This window comes from Sutterella megalosphaeroides, assembly GCF_003609995.1.
Lineage (GTDB): Bacteria > Pseudomonadota > Gammaproteobacteria > Burkholderiales > Burkholderiaceae_F > Sutterella > Sutterella megalosphaeroides.
On sequence record NZ_AP018786.1, the window covers coordinates 2,174,807 to 2,191,294 of the forward strand.

Genomic DNA, 16,488 nt, shown 5'->3' on the forward strand with positions numbered 1-16,488 from the left:
GAAATGCCGAGCGGTCCCGATTTCGAAAGTCGGGGCCGTTTTGTTTTTCGTTTTTCGGATACCGTTTCCGATTGGACTTCGGCGCACGTCCCCTCACCGACGCCTCGCCCCCGCCAGGATCTTCCCCCGCAGCCACTGAAGCGCGGGGTCGCCGTTCAGGCGGTCGTGCCAGATAAGGAGCGGAGTGAAGTTCCTCGCAAGAGGATCCGTCGGAAGGACCGCGAGCTTTCCTTCCGCCACCCACGCCCGCGCGTTCGCTTCCGCGGCGATGAGGTAGCAGTCGGTACGGCGCGCAAGTTCCGTTGCCGCCAGAAAGTACGGCGTCCAAACCGCCACCGTGCGGCTCCCCGCCGATTCGACGGCGGATTTCCCCGGGGCGCCTTCGCGCTCGACGAAGGCGTTCGAACCCGTTTGCACCTGGATGCGCCGCCAGGCGCGCAGTTCCGTAAGAGCGATCGTGCGCTTTTCGTCGCGGGCGCGTTGAAGGAGCGGATGCTCGGGCCGCACCACGACGACGAATTCTTCCGTAGGGAGCGCCTGCGCGTGGTAGCCCGAAGGCATTTCGTCCGCGCGCCCCGGGTAGAGAACGAGGTCGAGTTCGCCCGAACGCAGGTCCTCCCAGAAGTCGAGCTCCACGGTGCGAAGCGCCAGACTCACGCCCGGCGCCTCCTCGAAAATCTCGGCCGCGACGGGCGAAAGAAACGCCTCCACGCCGCGGTCGACAAGCGCGATGCGAAACGTGCGGCTCACCTCCGACGGGCGAAACCCCGTCTCCCCCGTGAGACGGTCGATCCCGGCAAGAAGCGCGCGCACTTCCGGATAGAGCGCCACGGCTTTCGCGTCGGGCGCGTAGCCCTTCCCCGTGCGCACGAACAAGGGCGAGCGCCACAGGAGCCGCAGGTGCGAGAGCGACCGTTGCACGGCCGAGACACTCATCCCGAGTTCCTCCGCCGCATCCTGAAGGCGCTCCCGGCGGTAGAGCGCTTCGAAAACACGCAGATGGTTCGATTCGATCCTGGGCTCCGACATGGCGGAAAACTCCTTGTTTTCGCTATTTCCCTGAAACACGGGGCATTCGAGCCCTCACGCATTCCGATCGGTCAAATTCGACCGCTCATGGGTGATTTTACACCATTGTCGTACTTTTGTCGACTCCTGATAATTCATCCCCGAACACACAGAGAACCGCGGCGGCCCCGTTTTGAACCTGTTTGAACCCGTTCAAACGAGTTCGAACCCCTCCGAGCCGCCCGACCCCATTCCTCTTTTTCGGGAGATTTCCATGTCCGATATGCCTCGCCGTCGCTTCCTCGCGGGTGCGGGAGCCGCGCTCGCCGGTCTCGGCATCAACTTCGCTCACGCGGGTGTCGCCCGCGCCGACCAACACTGGGACGAAACGTTCGACGTCATTATCGTGGGTGCCGGCCTTGCGGGCCTCACCGCGGCCTGCGCGGCGCTTGACGAAGGGGCAAAAACCGTGCTCCTTGAAAAGATGAGCGTCTCGGGCGGTACGGGGAACTATTCGAACGGCACCTTCAGCGTGGTGGGTTCGCCCCAGCAGGCGGCGGCCGGCATCAAGGACGACTGGAAAATCCTCATGGAAGACAACATGCGCGAAGGCGGCGGCTGGTGCCGTCCGGAGCTCGCGCGCCACGTCGCCGAGCAGAGCCACGCGTCCTACGAATTCGCGATCGCGCACGGGGCGACCTTCGAAGACTACCTGATTCCCTTCCCCGGTCACAGCGTGAAGCGCCTCCTGCAGCCCACCAAGAACTGCGAAGTCGGTTTCCTGCAGCCCTTCCGTCGGTACGTCAAGGAACACGGCGGCGAAATCCGCACGCGCGTTCGCGTCGACGAGATTCTTTTCAACGACGCGGGCGAGGTCGTGGGCGTCAAGGCGCGCACGAACTACCGCTTCGACCCGTCGCTCGAATCGGACGACCTCGAAAACAAGACGGGTACCGTCAAGTACTACCGCGCGCTTCGCGGCATCGTGTGCGCGACGGGCGGTTGGGCGCACGACAAGGTGTTTCTCGAACAGGAATGCCCGCAGTTTGCGCAGACCTTCTCGACGCAGCACATCGGCAGCACCGCCTCGGGCTATCGACTGCTCGCCAATGCGGGCGCCCGCATGATTCAGACGGCCTTTTACCGTGCGGCCTTCCCGGAAGCGAACAACATGGGTAAGGGCGTGATCGTCGACGTGACGACGGGGAAGCGCTACATCTCCGAAACGAAGGACCGTCGCACGCAGTTTGAGGCCGCGAACATTCAGATGCTCAAAACGGGTCGCATCCCCGTCTCGATTCTCGACAAGGAAGCGTACGAGCACGTCGTCAACATGCCGCACTTCCAAGTGAACCGTGCGGCGGGCTGGGTGACGGAGCACCCCTCGATCGAAGACGTCGCGAAGCACTACGAAATTCCGCTTGAGCCCCTGAAGGAAACGATCGCGCGCTACAACGCGGACGTCGAAAAGGGTGTGGACACGGAATTCGGCTCGGACTTGGAGAAGAAATTCAAGAACCCGATCGACCACGCGCCCTACTACGTCTGCTGGGTTCGTCCCGACCTCAACGCCAATACGGGCGGCGCCCTCATCACGCCGAAGGCCGAGGTCGTCGGCTTGAACACGAACAAGCCCATCCCCGGCCTCTACGCGGCGGGGAAGGCCACGGGGGGCGTGCACGGTTATTCGCGCCTCCTGGGGGCGGCGATTGCCGACTGCGTGGTCTTCGGCATGACGGCCGGCCGCGAAGTCGCCCGTCGCAAGCCCGCGGCTTAATGCGCACGCACGACATCGACAAATTTCGAGAGACACTGAAATGAAGATCCAGACCCTCTTTGCGGGCGCTTTTTCCGCCGCCCTTATGTTCGGGAGCCTCGGCGCCTCGGCCGTTGAGGTCCCCGCCTACCACCGAAACGCGAAGCTTGAGTGCGCCTCCTGCCACACGCCCGAGGTGGCGCGCGAAGGCCGTACGCCCTCGAAAACCGAGTGCGTCGCCTGCCACAACGAAGACGCGCTCGTCAAAAAGAGTGCCGAGCGGCTCGGCGCGCGCAATCCGCACGAGAGCATCCACTTCCACCGCGACATGCCGTGCGAAGACTGCCACCGTCAGCACAAAGCGCCCGTAAACCAGTGCACCGAGATGTGTCACGTGTTCCCGGAAATGAAGTTCCCAGCCAACTCCTAAAGGACCCTCGACATGAAGAAACTTCTCGGCGCCCTCGCCCTCTCGGGCTTTGCGGCTATGTCGCTCGCCCCCGCCGCTCTGGCGGCCGACGTTGCCATGTACGGTCTCATCGACTCGGGGCTCTCCTACGTGCACGGCGAAAACGATTCGACCTTCGACATGAAGAGCGGCATGGTCGCGCCCTCGCGCTTCGGCATCAAAGCGAGCGAAACGATTTCCCCCGACCTGCGGGTCGGCGTGGTCCTTGAAAACGGCTTTGCGTCGGACGACGGCTCCATTTCGCAGAAAAACCGCCTCTTCGGGCGCGAAGCCACGGTGAGCGTCGAAGGCGACTTCGGGCGACTCGTTTTCGGCCGCTCGGGCGTGCTCGTGTCGGGGTTCGGCACGACCGGCATTCTCAACGCACAGGCCTCTCCCTTCGTGGGCGGCTGGGGCGCCGTACGCGGGCATCGCGCCGTCATGACGGGGTTCTTCCGCTCGGTTGACAACGTCGTCACCTACGCGTCGCCCGAAGCAGCGGGCGCGCGCCTCTGGCTTCAGTACTCGGGCGACACCGGCACGGGCCCGGCGGGCAAGGAAAACAGCCACCGCGTCGACCGCTTCTACGCGGGTGCGCTCACCTGGAAGGGCGAAGCGTTCGATACGATTGCGGTCGTCGAACGGCTCGACCATGCGGACTCGCAAACGCTCCCCGACGTCTCGAGCCAGACGAGCGCCACGATTGCGGGGAATGTCAAGACGGGAGCCGTCACGACCTACGGGCTCGTGCATTGGTTCAACCACGCGACCTCGCTCCCCGACAGTCTTCAGACGACGCTTGACGCGGGGATTTTCTCGCGAAGCGCTCCCGCCGAAGGGTGGTCGGTCAACGCGGGCGTATCCGTCGCCGCCGGTTCGGGCTCCGTGAAGCTCGCCGCGGGTTGGTTGGACGCCGAAAGCGAAACCGACGGTGCGAACGACATGGAGCGCCTGACCTTCAGCGCGGGCTACATGCTCCCGCTCTCGAAGCGTACGCAGCTCTACGCGGGCGCGGGTTGGTCCGGGGACGACTACGGTCGCAAGGGCGTTGAGAGCGCCGACCAGTGGAGCGTCGTTTCGGGCATGATCCACTTCTTCTGATCGCACGCCGCACCCGAAACGGCAAAACACAACGGGCTCCTTCGGCCGTTCGGCCGTCGGAGCCCGTTTTGCATTCCGCGTTGTCGTGCCTTTCGTTCGTCGGGTGTCGTTGTTCGGAAGTCGGCTTGCTCAGAGCGCCTGCCACCACGGGTCGGCGGACGCAACGACAAAGCTCTGCGCCGCCTTCCCCGGCACCCCCCGCGCAAGCGAGACGACCTCTCCGATTCGGGGCATCAAAAGCGGCACCCCCACGGCCGCGGCCGATGCTTGGGCGTGCTCGATCGGCTCCTTCCAGCCGTGGGTCGAGAGCGCGTACTTGCTGTGATGCGTCGGAAAGACCGCCCGGGGCGCGAGGTCTTCGAGCGCGCGACGCCAGTCGGCGGGCATGAGATGAATGTCCTTCCAGTCCGTGTTGTATTGGCCGTCTTCAAGAAGCGCGAGATCGATCGAGGGGAAGCGCCTTTTGATTTCCCGGAAGTGCGGTCCGTACCCGCCGTCGCCCGAAAGGTAGAGCGTGTAGTCGGCGAATTCGAACATCCATCCGCCCCAGAGCGTCGTGTCGCGCTCGAACGTTCGGCCCGAGAAGTGCTGCGAGGGCGTGAGCGTCAGACGAAGGCCGTCGAGCTCGATCGACTCCCACCAGTCCGCTTCCAGAATCCGCGCGGGCGCAACGCCCCAGCGTTCCAGGTGCATCCCCACGCCGAGCGGACAGACGAAACGCCCGACGCGGTCGCGAAGCGCCACGATCGTGTCGTATTCCAAGTGATCGTAATGGTCGTGCGTGATGACGACGAGATCAAGTGCAGGCAGTTTTTCAACGCCCATGGGCGCCGTCGTCGGAAACGGGCGCCCGAACCCCGGCACGGGCGAGGCGTCGCCGAAAACGGGGTCGATCGCAATCGTGAGGCCCGCTTTCCTCAAAAAGAAGCTCGAGTGCCCGAACCAGACGAGCGAATCGTCGGGGGTCTCCCCGAAATCGATGTCGTCCGCGGGAAGCGGTCCCGAGGGTTCCAAGGCCGACTTGTCGCGCAGGAGAAAGTCGACGATCGCCTGAGGTTTCGACTTCGTTCCCGCCGTCACTTGGACGGGAACGAGATTGCGAAAGCGGCCGTCGACGAAGTTGGGCGAAGCCGCCATGCGGCGCAATCGGTCGCCCGAAGCGGAGCCCCCGAAGACGGGGAGTTCGAGCGCCGCGCGGGCGCCCGCCGCCGTGAAGAGGCCCGCCCCCGCAAGGCCCGCGGCCCAGCGGAGAAAGCGACGGCGCGTCGTCGGGATCGACGACGAAGGAGCAGACGAGCGAGCGGAACCGGAGGAACCGGAAGGGAGTTTTTCGGGCATGGGCGCGAAGACGGAAGCGAACGAAAGAGGACGAAAGACGGGACTTTTTCCATCCTCGCACGTCCTACGCCTTCGTGCTCGTTCGAATCGTTCGGATTCTTGTCCGAACCCGTCGTTTCCCGGGGGTGCGGGAATTCCCCGAGTCCTCTGCAAGTCCTGGGGTTTTCACGAAATTCGAGGGAATGCGGTCGTTTACGGCCTTCCGCCGCCCTCCCCCTTGGGCATAATTCTTTTTACGGATTCTTACCCCGTAATCCGACGTAAAAGAAAACCCCACCCCCTAGGAGAACTCATGATGCACGGCCATATTTTCGACGCGCCCGTTACGCGTCGGCGCTTCCTGTGCCTCTCTGCGATGTCGGGCATCGCACTCTCGGCGGGCGTCGCACCCACGGTGCTCGCCAAGGCCATCGAACAGGCGGCCGACGACATGGTCTATTCCTGGACCGCGTGCGTCATCAATTGCGGCCACCGCTGCCCGCTTCGCGCCTACACGAAAAACGGGCGCGTGATCCGCATCGAAACCGACAACACGATCGAGGACGGGTGCTCGCCCCGTCAGCTGCGCGCGTGCCTCAAAGGCCGTTCCATGCGTCAGCGCCTCTATTCGCCCGACCGCCTCAAGTACCCGATGAAGCGCGTCGGCAAGCGCGGCGAAGGGAAGTTCGAACGCATCACGTGGGAAGAAGCCTACAAGACCGTCGCCGAAAAGTTGAAGCACACGGTTGAAACCTACGGGAACGAAGCGCTTTACTGGCAGTACTGCTCGGGCCAGCAGTCCATGGTCAATTCCCGTAGCGCCTGGTGGCGCCTCCTGAACCTCACGGGCGGCTACCTCAAGTACTACGGCTCCTACTCGACCGCTCAGATTTCGGCCGCCTTCCCGATGACTTACGGCTCGAACGCCGCTTCGGATACGAGCGAAATCGCGAATGCGGAACTCTGCGTCTACTTCGGGAACAATCCGTCGGTGACGCGGGGATCGGGCTCCGGGAAGTCGTATCAGTTGACGTGCGCCCTTCAAAAGCACGCCCCGAAGATGATCGTCATCGACCCGATCTACACCGATACGATGGCGGGCAAAGGCGACCGCTGGATCCCGATCCGCCCGGGCACGGACGCAGCGCTCGTCGAAGCGATTGCGTACGAGCTCATCCGCAACAATTGGGTCGATCAGGCGTTTCTCGACACGTACTGCGTCGGTTACGACGAAAAGACCCTCCCGAAGTCGGCCCCCGCGAAGTCCGACTACAAGTCCTATATCCTCGGGGACGCCGACGGCGAACCCAAGACTCCCGAACGCGCCTCGCGCATCACGGGGATTCCGGTCGGGACGATCGTGGAGCTTGCGCGTGAAATCGGAACGACGAAGCCCGTCTTCTTCGCGCAGGGCTGGGGGCCGCAGCGCCAGGCGAACGGCGAGCAGACCGCTCGCGCCATTGCGATGCTCCCGATTTTGACCGGGAACGTCGGCCTCAAGGGGACGAATACGGGCGAACAGGAAGGGAACACCCCCTTCCCCGTGCAGTACCTCCCCACGGGGAAGAACCCCGTGAAGGCGACCATTCCGTGCTTCCTCTGGACGGACGCCGTTCTGCGCGGCGCCGAAATGGATGCGATTCACGACGGCATTCGCGGCGTTGACAAACTCTCGACCCCGATCAAGATGATCGTCAATTCGGGCGGTAACACCCTCATCAATCAGCACGCCGACAGCAACCGCACGGACGAAATCCTGCGCGACGAAACGAAGTGCGAATTCATCGTCGTGTGCGACAACATGATGACGCCTTCGGCCCGCTACGCCGACATTCTTCTTCCCGACACGCTCGGCCCCGAAGCGGACGACATCGCGAGCGCGGGCGGCTCGAACGGCGACGTGGCGTCGCTTCTTCCCATGAAAAAGTGCGTGGAACCCCAGTGGGAGCAACGTCCCACGTGGGAAATCTGCCGCGGGATCGCGCGCGAGTTGGGGCTCGAAGACGCCTACACCGAAGGGCGCGATCAGATGGGGTGGATCCGCTGGTGCTACGAAGAAACGCGCCGCAAGTACCCGACCCTGCCCGACTTCGACACCTTCTGGACCACGGGTCCGCAGCAAGTCTACGGCCTTCGCAAGAACATGGTGGCGCTTTCCGAATTCCGCGAGGATCCGGTGAAGAACCCCCTCAAGACCCCCTCCGGGAAGATTGAAATCTATTCGGAACGCCTCGCGGACATCGCCAAGACCTGGGTCCTTCCCGAAGGCGACGTGATTTCGGCGCTGCCGAAGTTCTGCGCCACCTGGGAAATGCCCGGCGACCCGCTTGCGGCCAAATATCCCCTGCAGTGCTACGGCTACCACGGTCACGGGCGCATCCACAGCACGTTCCACAACCTCCCGTGGCTGCGCGAGCAGTTCCCGGATCACGTGCTCATGAATCCGATCGACGCGAAGATGCGCGGCATCGCCAACGACGACCCCGTCGAAGTCTTCAACGACCGCGGCACGGTCGAGCTGCGCGCCAAGGTGACGCCGCGCATCATGCCGGGCGTCTGCTCGATTCCGCAGGGCGCCTGGTACCGACCCGTTGAAAAGAACGGCCGTCGCGTCGACGCGGGCGGCAACATCAATACGCTCACGTCCCTGCGTCCGAGCCCGCTTGCGAAGGGGAATGCCCAGCACACCGTGCTCGTCGACGTTCGCAAAGCCTGACCGATCTTCGAGGAGAAATAAAAAATGAAACAACTCGGTTTTTTCATCGACACCTCGAAGTGCACGGGGTGCAAAACCTGTACCGTCGCCTGCAAGGACGCGCACAACCTTCCTGAGGGCGTCAACTTCCGACGCGTCCTCGAATACGCGGGCGGCAGCTGGCGTCAGGACCGCATGACGGGCGCCTGGCACCAGAACGTCTTCGCTTACTACCTCTCGATCTCGTGCAACCACTGCGGGGATCCCGCCTGCGTGAAGGCGTGCCCGACGAAAGCGCACCACAAGCGCTCGGAAGACGGGCTCGTCGTGATCGACCGCGAAAAGTGCATCGGCTGCGGCATGTGCGCGAAGGCCTGTCCCTACGGCGCGCCGCAGTTCGACGCGGCCGCGCACAAGATGGTGAAGTGCGACGGGTGCCTCGACCGCCTCGAAAAGGGCCTGGCTCCGATCTGCGTCGAATCCTGCACGCAGCGCGCGATCGAATTCGGCGACATCGAAGAGCTCCGGAAGAAGCACGGCGAGCTTGCCGCAATCGGGCCGCTCCCCGACCCCGCGCAGACGAAGCCCGCGCTCGTCGTCAAGGCGCCCAAGACCGTAAGCAAAGCGGAACTCAAGGGCGAAGCGGAAGGTACGGTGTACACGCACTGAGTTCGGGTACGTTCGGGCGCTGTGATGCGATGTGATGCGGCGTGAGAAGCGCCCCCGAAAGACCGAACGGCAACAAGAAGCCCGGCCCGGGAATTCGCTTCCCGGCCGGGCTTTCGTTTGAGACGCATCGGGTCCGTCGGGGTGTGAATCGACGGTTCGCCCGACGCCGAGCGTCGAAAGACGCCTCAGTCGTTCGGGGTTTCGGAGGCTCGATCCCCTTCGGTCTTCCAGCGCGCGTACGGGTTTTCGGAGAGCGTCGCATTGTAGTAGCGCGGGTCGCCCGTCACCTCTTCCCCCGCCCAGTCGGGCAGAAGGAGCGCTTCCTCTTCGCTTTCGAGCTCGACTTCCGCGACGACAAGCCCGCGGTTTTCACCTTCGAATTCGTCCACCTCCCAGACGTGCCCCGCAAAGGGGACGCGGTAACGGCGCTTTTCCAATACCGGAGGGAGAACAAGTTCGTCGAGCATGCGGCGGGCATCCTCCAACGGAATCGGGTACTCGAACTCCGAGCGCGTGCACCCCGTCGTGCGGCCCTTCACCGTAAGGCGCGCTTTGTCTCCGGCGACACGCACCCGCACCGTGCGGTCGGGGTCGCGCGAGAGGTACCCCTGGCGATAAAGCGTCCCTTCGGGGTCTTCCGCGAGGCGCTTCCAGTCGGGAAGAACCGTGTCCCCGGCGTCGCGCACGAGAAATTTGCGTTCGATTTCAAGAGCCATGCTTTCTTTCCTCGCGTTTTTCACCGCACCCCGGCACGGCGGAAGCGCCGCACGCGCAGGCCTTCGCGAAGCGTCATGCGCTCGGCGTTCGCTTCTTCGATCGTCCAGCGTTCTACGAAAGCGAGCTCCCGCCCCGAGTCGGATCGCACGACGCCTCGAAGTTCCATGACGCCCCGATACGCCTTGAAGCTGCGAACCTCGTAGTTCTCGTACCCGAAGGAGCTCGCACGACCGTCGGCGTCGAACACCACGCCGCAATCCGTCCCCGCGGGGGCCGCGGGAGCGGCGTTACCCGCCTCTTCCACCCAGCGTCCGCGGACCTCTTCGTCGCCCGGAAGGCCGATCCCGTAGATGCCGCACCCGGAGAGCATCGCCGTCGAGCCGACGAGGCCGAGGGCGAGCGCACTCTTCAAAATCTGACGTCGTTCCATTGTTCCATCCCGAAATGAGAAATCGTCGATTCGCTCATTATCCCGCCTTCGGGCGGGGAAGCGCGGGCGACGGACGGAGAACGGAGAGCCGAGCCGAACAAAGGCGGAAAAAGACGAAGGCGGAAGGAGAAAAAAAGGCCCCGGGTCTTCGAGGTAACCCGGGGCCTTCGGAGGGAGGCCCGTCGCCTTGCGGGGCGACGGTTTTCGGTTCGGGCCGATCGTCCGTGCGAGCGGCCCTGTCCGACGGCGATTACTTCATCGCGGCAAAGCCTTCGCCGGCGATCATGCCGAAGGTGAGAGCGTCAATAACGGCCACCGTGCCGAGACGCGAAGCGCCGTGCACGCCGCCCGTGATTTCGCCGCCGGCGTAGAGACCCTTGATCGGAGCCTGCGTCATCGTGGAAATCACCTGGGCCTTTTCGTTGATCATGACGCCGCCCATCGTGTGGTGGATCTTCGGGCAGACTTCGATGCCGTAGAACGGAGCCTTCGAAACGTCGAGACCGTTGTTGAACTTGAGGATGCGGTTGAAGTCCTTGTCTTCGCCCGACTTGACGAAGCCGTTGAACTTCTTCACTTCTTCGAGGAACGCGGCCTTGTTGATCTTGAAGTGGTCGGCGAGTGCTTCGAGCGTGTCGAACTTCTTGACCGTGCCCATTTCGAGCGGGAGCTTGACAAAGGACGGATTGATCGCCTTCACGATCGCGTCGTCGCAGACGGCGATCGGGTAGTTCTGGTCCGTACCGATGACCTTGAAGAGCGCGTCGGCCTTGATCTTGCGGCCGGCGTGTTCGTCCATGAAGCGCTTGCCGGTCTTGCGGTCGACCACGAGGCCGAGGTCCATGCAGGCATGGTTCGTGAAGTTGACCGACACGCCGAAGCCCTTTTCATGCGGGTTGCAGTAGGGGAGGAACTGCAGCCAGCAGAGCTGAACCGGAGCGGCGCCGATGCCGAGGGCCTTGAGGAGCACGCCCGCGGTGGCACCGGGCTGGTTCGTGGAGTCGGTCGTCGGGACGACGCGGGGGTCCTGAACCTGACGGAACCAGATGTCGCGCGAGAAGCCGCCCGCGGCGAGCATCACGCCCTTCAGGGCCTTGACGGTCTTCTTCTTGCCGGTCTTGTTTTCGAGGTCGTCGGAAACGGCCTTGGCGTTGAAGCGATAGCCTTCGCGGCAGACGATGCCGACCACCGAGCCGTCTTCGCCCATGACGAAATCGTCGAACTTGCAGCGCGTGCGGATGACGACGTTCTTCATGCCCTTGAGCACTTCGTGCATCGGCATGATGTAGCCCGAGCCCGTGCCCGCCTTGATTTCATAGGAACGCGGAACGGAGTGGCCGCCTTCAAAGAGCATCTTGTTCGGGACGAATTCGCAACCGCAGTCGACCACCATCTTAATGGTGTCGTTGCAACGATCGGCGATCGTGGCAAGGAGGTTCGTGTGGTTGATGCCGAGGCCGTCCTTCAGGCAGTCGGCGATGAAGAGTTCCTTGCTGTCCTTGATGCCCTGGGCCTTCTGAACGGGGTTCACCGGGCAGGCGACGTTGCCGCCGCAGATCGCGGAGTTGCCGCCCACGGTCGGCATCTTTTCGATCATGAGGACCTTGAGGCCCGCCTGACCGGCCTTGAGGGCGCAGGCCATGCCGGCAAAACCGGAACCGACGATGACGACGTCGAATTCTTCGTCCCACTTTTCAACCTTGGCGGCGGGAATGCCGGCCTGGGCGGCGGCAGCAGCCATCATCGCGGTGGCGGCGGCAGCGCCCGACTTGAGGAAACTGCGGCGGCTCGTATCGATCGACATGTAATTTCTCCTAATCGTTCGTCAAGCGTGCTTCGGGTCGGAACCGGGTTTGTTCCTTCAGGAACCCGGTCCGTTGCACGCGTTGGAGTGAACTCTAAAGAATCGCGCCGTTCTTCCCCACATTCCGAGGTATAGGGGCGAGATCAAGGGAAACCCCGCATCCGCGCGGCGGTAAAACGTCATGGAAAGACGCGGGGAAAAGAGAGGCCGACGCTTCGCAATCGGATGCGGGGAGCGGAATTCCGGGGACGCTCGGCGGAAAAAGAAAGCGCCCGAAGGGAGGGGCTTCTCTTCGGGCGCGGGTTCGCTTCTTTGAGGCGTCAGAGTCGGATCCGTTCGGGTTCGTCCCCGGAGAAGTCGGTTTCTAGCACTCCGAAGCCGAGCTTTTCCAAGTGTTCGCGGCCCGCTGCGGTCGTGACGAACGTCGTGCCGCTGCCGAGGAGCACGCCGTCCTTCATGACGGTGTGCCCCGCGACGATCGTTTCCGTCGCCCGCTGCCGATCGAGGTCGACGATCGTCACGTCGGCCGCGGCACCGACGCCGAGCTGTCCGCGATCGAAAAGCCGCAGGTGTCGCGCGGGATTGAGCGAAGCCTTGAGGACGAACTCGTTCAACGTGAGGGCCCCGAATTTGACGAGCGAAAGGCCGGTCGCGAGCGTGACGTTTCTCGGGATGCAGCCGCCGTCGGTCGAGAGGGCGTCGACGAGGAACGTGCCGTCCGCGCGCTTGGCCTGCGCGAGGTAGAAGCGCGAAAGCGCGGGATTGACGGGGAAGGAGCCCGCCGTTGCGGTACCCGCCTCTTCCCAAATGCGAACGGCTTCGTCGCCGCCCGTCAATTCGGAAACGAGTCCCGTGTCGCGCACGACGAAAAGGCACCCGCGGCGGATCGCTTCGACGATGCCCCGGCGCGTGGGTTCGAGCCCGAAGGAAGCGAGACACGTCCGTGTCACGTGATCGATCACGTCGCCCTTTGCATCGCACGTGAGGATCGTGCCGTTCATGGGGGAAACATAACTCTCCGACCAGATCCCGGGGTTTTCCGCGAGCAGCGCTTCTGCTTCGAGCACTTCGTCGAGGACGGGGCGCACCCGACCGCGGCAGTAGGCGTTGATGTGCGCGAGATGGAGCTTCAACCCGCGCACGGCCTCGACCGCTTCGCGCATGCCGAGAATGTTCGAGCCCGCCGTTTCGGACCCCGCGTGCCAGGCGACGTAAGCGCCCGCTTCGTTGCAGAGTTCGACCATGCGGCGCGAGGTCGTGAGGGGCAAAGGCCAGTGGCCGCCCATGAGTTTCACCCCGATCGATCCCTTTTCGAGGGTCTTTCGGATGAAATCCCGCATTTGCGCGTCCGAGGGCGACAGAGTCCCGAAAAGTTCGCCCGGCGAAAAGCCTTCGATCGAGGCCACGTTGATACCGGAGCCCGTACGGTCGGCGTGCTCAAGCAGGTCGTCGAAGGGTCCTGCCATGTCGAGGCACGTCGTCACGCCCGCCATCGCCGCCATGCGCGCGCCGTACGGGGAGCCGAAGATGCTTCCCAGATGAAGGTGCGAATCGACGAGCCCCGGGAAGACGTGCGCGGTCGTGAAGGTCACTTCTCGCGCTTCGCCTTCCAATTTCGGTGCGACGGCCGCGATGCGACCCGCTTCGATTGCGAGATCAAACCGTCCGTACTTTCCGTTTGCGGGGTCAACCAAGAAACCCCCTTTGATCAGTCGGTCCCAAATCTTCGCCACGACAACCTCCCTTTTCCGTTGAAGTCGACAGGCAACCATTGTGACCGCGGGTACGGGACCGCCACATCGGGAAAAGCGCGCAGAGGCGGGGCTTAAAACGGAAATCCCCTTGGAAAGTCGAGCGCAACGCGCTACGCTAAGCTTCTCTTTCGACCCACCGACCGCACTAAAAACAAGACCATGGCCCCCACCGAGCCGTCCGCCCCCGACATCGGCACCGACGATCTTCGTTTTCTTTTGTCCCTCTACGAAACGCAGAGTCTCACGACGAGCGCCGCGCACCTGCAACTCAGCATGGGGGCGGCCTCTCGGCGGCTCGGGCGACTGCGCGCGGCGTTCGGGGACGAGCTTTTCGTGCGCTCCGCCCTTCTTCTGATGCCCACCGAGCGGATGCGCGCGCTTGTTCCCGAAATCCGCCGCATCCTCCTTTCGGTGCGGGAGCTGTTCGCCAACGACACGCTCGACCTCGCCACCTCGCAGCGCTCCGTGAAGATTCTCTCGATGGACAACGGCATCCTCACGCTTCTCAACGACGCGATCGGGCACTTTTATCAGTCGGCCCCGCACGCGACGATTTGCGTGGAACCCGTCGACCGGGGGCTTTTTTCGAAACTGCGCGAAGGGGACGCCGACATGGCGCTCTTTCCCGTGAACGACGTCCCGAAGGACATGCGGGTGTTGGAACTCTACCGAACGCGCCGCGGCATTCTCGTGCGCGACGGCCATCCGCTTTTGGAGGTCTATGCCGAGCGCGGGCACCTCACGCTCGAAGACCTCGCTCGATTCCGCAAGGTCGACATCTCGTTTTCGGGCGCGCCCCGTTGGGGGACCGCTTCGCGCATCGAAGCGGAACTTACGGCGGGCCTGCAGCAGACGGGCTTTTCGATGCCCTACTTTCTCGCCGTTCCGTACGTGGTCGGACAGACGGACTTCACCTACACGGCCCCCGTCATCACGTTGCAGCACTTCGTGCGGATACCCCAATTCAATCTCCGCATGCTCCCCGCACCCGCGGAGCTCGCGGAATTCGCGCCGCGTCTCATCTGGCACGAACGCACCCACACGGACCCTTTCCTTCAGTGGGTGCGTGCCATCATCACGGACAACTGCCGCGAGGCGGCCCGCCAGGCGGGGGCGCTGCTGTGAAAGACCTTTGAGCGGAAGTCGAACGTTCGTCAAAGGCCGTCGGAAAGGCCGCGAGCGAAGGTTCGGCATGCGCCATACCTCGGTATGGGCTACGTCGACCTTGGTCGAGGATTCCCCGACCTCGGGCGTATTCCCCGAGGGTTTTCACGGGGGTAATGGGGCGGTTGAGAGGACACTTCGGGACTCTCCCCTCTTGTCCGCGCAGCTCGCTTAACGTAGGCTTAAAAACCGAACGGCCCGCCCCGATTTTTCCCGGCCGCCGCGCTCATTCCGGTCTTCGCACGAGCCGCCGAGGAGGTTTTCGACCGTCCCCGCCGCCGAAGCCGGAATCCGCGCGAGCGCTTTGACTCCACCACCTTTCGGGCGCCGCCACCGGAGATAACGATGAACGTCAAACCCTTCTTTGCCGCCCTTCTTGCGGGCTCCTTCCTCTTTGCCGGCGCCTCCGCGGCCGATGCCGCCGAATTCGGTGCGGACCGCCACGTGGCCCGCGGCGTCGAATGCGCTTCCTGCCACGGGAAGAACAACGAAATCTCGACCCCGACGATCGACCAGTGCACGCAGTGCCACAAGCCCGAGGACGTCGCCGCCCGTACGAAGGACGTGAAGCCCCACAATCCGCACGTCTCGCCCCACTACGGCAACACGCTTGACTGCACGCTCTGCCACATGCAGCACGCCGAACCCGAAAACTACTGCGACCAGTGCCACCAGTTCGGCTTCAAGGTCAAGTAATTCGGAGCAATTTCGGATCGAAAGCCCGCAAACGATTCCTGCTGCTTGCGTGACGTTCGATCCCGAGATACCCGGCGGCCCGTACGAAGACGTACGGGCCGTTTGCGTTTGCGGTAAGACGATTCGCACGACCGAGGCGAAGTGCGTCGGTACGTCAATCCTTACCGCGCGAGTACGAGCCCGAGAACGCCGCACGCGACGAGCACGCACCCGCAGAGAAAGACGGAAAGGCGAAGCGTTCCGCGCGAGAACGGCATATGGGGCTTTCCGACCGGGTCGCAAAGCCAGTCCCAATCGCGGACGGACCCCACGACGAGCACGACCCCGCCCGCGATGCAAACGAGCGCGTCGTTGTCGCGAAGCCATCGGACGATGTGTTCTTCCATGGTGCGGCTCCTCACCTCTTCGTTGCGGGACCGCGGAACTCAACCCTTCGGGACGGCGTTCAAGTGCCGCGGCGAGCGCCGATTCAAGTGCTTCGGGGCACGCCATTCGATGACCTCGCGAATGAGTTGCATCGCATCCTTGTCGTCGGGCTTCAACGCAAGCCACCGATAGGCGTGCAGCAGCCCCATCTCCTCGTGCCCGGGATTCATCCATTGCGCGTAGGCCATGCGCCGCTCCCAGCGCCAGTCGCCCGCTCCCTCTTTGCGAATGCTCTCGAAAAGCTCGATCGCACGGTTCATCGCCGCTTGATCGATCTCGTCTTCGTCCTCGAGTGCTCGCGCGTCGCCCAAGACGGCCAGGTTGCTGTAGGCGCGTCCGAGCGCCAACGTCACTTCGAAATCGCGATCCTCCGGCGCCACGGCTTCGAGCTCGCGCACGCAGTCGCTGAAGCGGTCCTCGTCGTTCAACTTCTCGACGCGCTCCAAAAGTTCGGCAAAGGGGCTCGCCGGTTCCTGCTCGGTTTTCTTGACGGTATCCATATT

15 protein-coding genes are annotated in these 16,488 nt (G+C 63.6%); 7 read left to right on the forward strand and 8 right to left on the reverse strand.

Features of this window, described 5'->3' with window-relative positions; translation table 11 throughout:
• Positions 1 to 93: 93 nt before the first annotated feature.
• Positions 94 to 1,029, reverse strand: a complete 936-nt coding sequence (locus S6FBBBH3_RS08640) for a LysR family transcriptional regulator (RefSeq protein ID WP_120177362.1) — start codon at positions 1,027 to 1,029, stop codon at positions 94 to 96.
• A 253-nt stretch (positions 1,030 to 1,282) separates the two neighbouring features.
• Here S6FBBBH3_RS08640 and S6FBBBH3_RS08645 point away from each other — a divergent pair, with 253 nt between their 5' ends.
• From S6FBBBH3_RS08645 to S6FBBBH3_RS08655, 3 genes are read left to right on the forward strand one after another with little or no spacing between them, the layout of a single operon-like run.
• A complete protein-coding gene (locus S6FBBBH3_RS08645) occupies positions 1,283 to 2,785 on the forward strand; it encodes a flavocytochrome c (protein WP_123957689.1) in 1,503 nt (500 codons plus the stop codon).
• Between the two features lie 40 nt (positions 2,786 to 2,825).
• On the forward strand, positions 2,826 to 3,194 hold the full coding sequence (locus S6FBBBH3_RS08650) for a cytochrome c3 family protein (RefSeq protein ID WP_120177364.1): 369 nt from the start codon (positions 2,826 to 2,828) through the stop codon (positions 3,192 to 3,194).
• Between the two features lie 12 nt (positions 3,195 to 3,206).
• Entirely contained in the window at positions 3,207 to 4,313 is a 1,107-nt protein-coding gene (locus S6FBBBH3_RS08655) for a porin (RefSeq protein ID WP_120177365.1), read from the forward strand.
• Between the two features lie 129 nt (positions 4,314 to 4,442).
• Here S6FBBBH3_RS08655 and S6FBBBH3_RS08660 read toward each other — a convergent pair whose 3' ends face one another.
• Positions 4,443 to 5,651, reverse strand: coding sequence for an MBL fold metallo-hydrolase (locus S6FBBBH3_RS08660; RefSeq protein ID WP_120177366.1), 1,209 nt, complete (start codon positions 5,649 to 5,651; stop codon positions 4,443 to 4,445).
• 292 nt (positions 5,652 to 5,943) lie between these two features.
• Between S6FBBBH3_RS08660 and S6FBBBH3_RS08665 the strand changes: the two genes are divergently transcribed.
• Positions 5,944 to 8,346, forward strand: coding sequence for a DMSO/selenate family reductase complex A subunit (locus S6FBBBH3_RS08665; RefSeq protein ID WP_232008772.1), 2,403 nt, complete (start codon positions 5,944 to 5,946; stop codon positions 8,344 to 8,346).
• Between the two features lie 24 nt (positions 8,347 to 8,370).
• Positions 8,371 to 8,994, forward strand: coding sequence for a DMSO/selenate family reductase complex B subunit (locus S6FBBBH3_RS08670; RefSeq protein WP_120177367.1), 624 nt, complete (start codon positions 8,371 to 8,373; stop codon positions 8,992 to 8,994).
• Positions 8,995 to 9,179: 185 nt separating this feature from the next.
• On the opposite strand, the gene S6FBBBH3_RS08675 is transcribed toward S6FBBBH3_RS08670, so the two are convergent.
• From S6FBBBH3_RS08675 to S6FBBBH3_RS08690, 4 genes are all read right to left on the reverse strand, one after another.
• Positions 9,180 to 9,710, reverse strand: a complete 531-nt coding sequence (locus tag S6FBBBH3_RS08675; RefSeq protein WP_120177368.1) for a CYTH domain-containing protein — start codon at positions 9,708 to 9,710, stop codon at positions 9,180 to 9,182.
• Positions 9,711 to 9,730: 20 nt separating this feature from the next.
• Positions 9,731 to 10,141: a lipocalin family protein gene (locus S6FBBBH3_RS08680; protein WP_120177369.1), complete on the reverse strand. Its 411-nt coding sequence runs from the start codon at positions 10,139 to 10,141 to the stop codon at positions 9,731 to 9,733.
• A 250-nt stretch (positions 10,142 to 10,391) separates the two neighbouring features.
• Positions 10,392 to 11,945, reverse strand: coding sequence for a flavocytochrome c (locus tag S6FBBBH3_RS08685; protein ID WP_120177370.1), 1,554 nt, complete (start codon positions 11,943 to 11,945; stop codon positions 10,392 to 10,394).
• Positions 11,946 to 12,265: 320 nt separating this feature from the next.
• The gene (locus S6FBBBH3_RS08690; protein WP_232008773.1) at positions 12,266 to 13,678 is read right to left on the reverse strand and encodes an amidohydrolase family protein; all 1,413 of its coding nucleotides are present in this window, start codon (positions 13,676 to 13,678) and stop codon (positions 12,266 to 12,268) included.
• 180 nt (positions 13,679 to 13,858) lie between these two features.
• Here S6FBBBH3_RS08690 and S6FBBBH3_RS08695 point away from each other — a divergent pair, with 180 nt between their 5' ends.
• The gene (locus S6FBBBH3_RS08695) at positions 13,859 to 14,824 is read left to right on the forward strand and encodes a LysR family transcriptional regulator (protein WP_120177371.1); all 966 of its coding nucleotides are present in this window, start codon (positions 13,859 to 13,861) and stop codon (positions 14,822 to 14,824) included.
• Positions 14,825 to 15,208: 384 nt separating this feature from the next.
• Complete coding sequence (locus S6FBBBH3_RS08700; RefSeq protein WP_120177372.1) at positions 15,209 to 15,559, forward strand: cytochrome c3 family protein; 351 nt, start codon at positions 15,209 to 15,211, stop codon at positions 15,557 to 15,559.
• Positions 15,560 to 15,720: 161 nt separating this feature from the next.
• Here the strand turns inward: S6FBBBH3_RS08700 and S6FBBBH3_RS08705 are convergent, their stop codons facing one another.
• Entirely contained in the window at positions 15,721 to 15,945 is a 225-nt protein-coding gene (locus S6FBBBH3_RS08705) for a hypothetical protein (protein ID WP_120177373.1), read from the reverse strand.
• 39 nt (positions 15,946 to 15,984) lie between these two features.
• On the reverse strand, positions 15,985 to 16,485 hold the full coding sequence (locus S6FBBBH3_RS08710) for a hypothetical protein (protein ID WP_120177374.1): 501 nt from the start codon (positions 16,483 to 16,485) through the stop codon (positions 15,985 to 15,987).
• Positions 16,486 to 16,488: the final 3 nt, after the last annotated feature.

Bases quoted from the DNA above. Each gene is read 5' to 3' on its own strand.
- S6FBBBH3_RS08670 (WP_120177367.1), top strand. From the start codon at position 8,371: ATGAAACAACTCGGTTTTTTCATCGACACCTCGAAGTGCACGGGGTGC.
- S6FBBBH3_RS08710 (WP_120177374.1), bottom strand. From the start codon at position 16,485: ATGGATACCGTCAAGAAAACCGAGCAGGAACCGGCGAGCCCCTTTGCC.
- S6FBBBH3_RS08675 (WP_120177368.1), bottom strand. From the start codon at position 9,710: ATGGCTCTTGAAATCGAACGCAAATTTCTCGTGCGCGACGCCGGGGAC.
- S6FBBBH3_RS08640 (WP_120177362.1), bottom strand. From the start codon at position 1,029: ATGTCGGAGCCCAGGATCGAATCGAACCATCTGCGTGTTTTCGAAGCG.
- S6FBBBH3_RS08665 (WP_232008772.1), top strand. From the start codon at position 5,944: ATGATGCACGGCCATATTTTCGACGCGCCCGTTACGCGTCGGCGCTTC.
- S6FBBBH3_RS08685 (WP_120177370.1), bottom strand. From the start codon at position 11,945: ATGTCGATCGATACGAGCCGCCGCAGTTTCCTCAAGTCGGGCGCTGCC.
- S6FBBBH3_RS08655 (WP_120177365.1), top strand. From the start codon at position 3,207: ATGAAGAAACTTCTCGGCGCCCTCGCCCTCTCGGGCTTTGCGGCTATG.
- S6FBBBH3_RS08700 (WP_120177372.1), top strand. From the start codon at position 15,209: ATGAACGTCAAACCCTTCTTTGCCGCCCTTCTTGCGGGCTCCTTCCTC.
- S6FBBBH3_RS08645 (WP_123957689.1), top strand. From the start codon at position 1,283: ATGTCCGATATGCCTCGCCGTCGCTTCCTCGCGGGTGCGGGAGCCGCG.
- S6FBBBH3_RS08705 (WP_120177373.1), bottom strand. From the start codon at position 15,945: ATGGAAGAACACATCGTCCGATGGCTTCGCGACAACGACGCGCTCGTT.
- S6FBBBH3_RS08650 (WP_120177364.1), top strand. From the start codon at position 2,826: ATGAAGATCCAGACCCTCTTTGCGGGCGCTTTTTCCGCCGCCCTTATG.
- S6FBBBH3_RS08680 (WP_120177369.1), bottom strand. From the start codon at position 10,141: ATGGAACGACGTCAGATTTTGAAGAGTGCGCTCGCCCTCGGCCTCGTC.
- S6FBBBH3_RS08660 (WP_120177366.1), bottom strand. From the start codon at position 5,651: ATGCCCGAAAAACTCCCTTCCGGTTCCTCCGGTTCCGCTCGCTCGTCT.
- S6FBBBH3_RS08695 (WP_120177371.1), top strand. From the start codon at position 13,859: ATGGCCCCCACCGAGCCGTCCGCCCCCGACATCGGCACCGACGATCTT.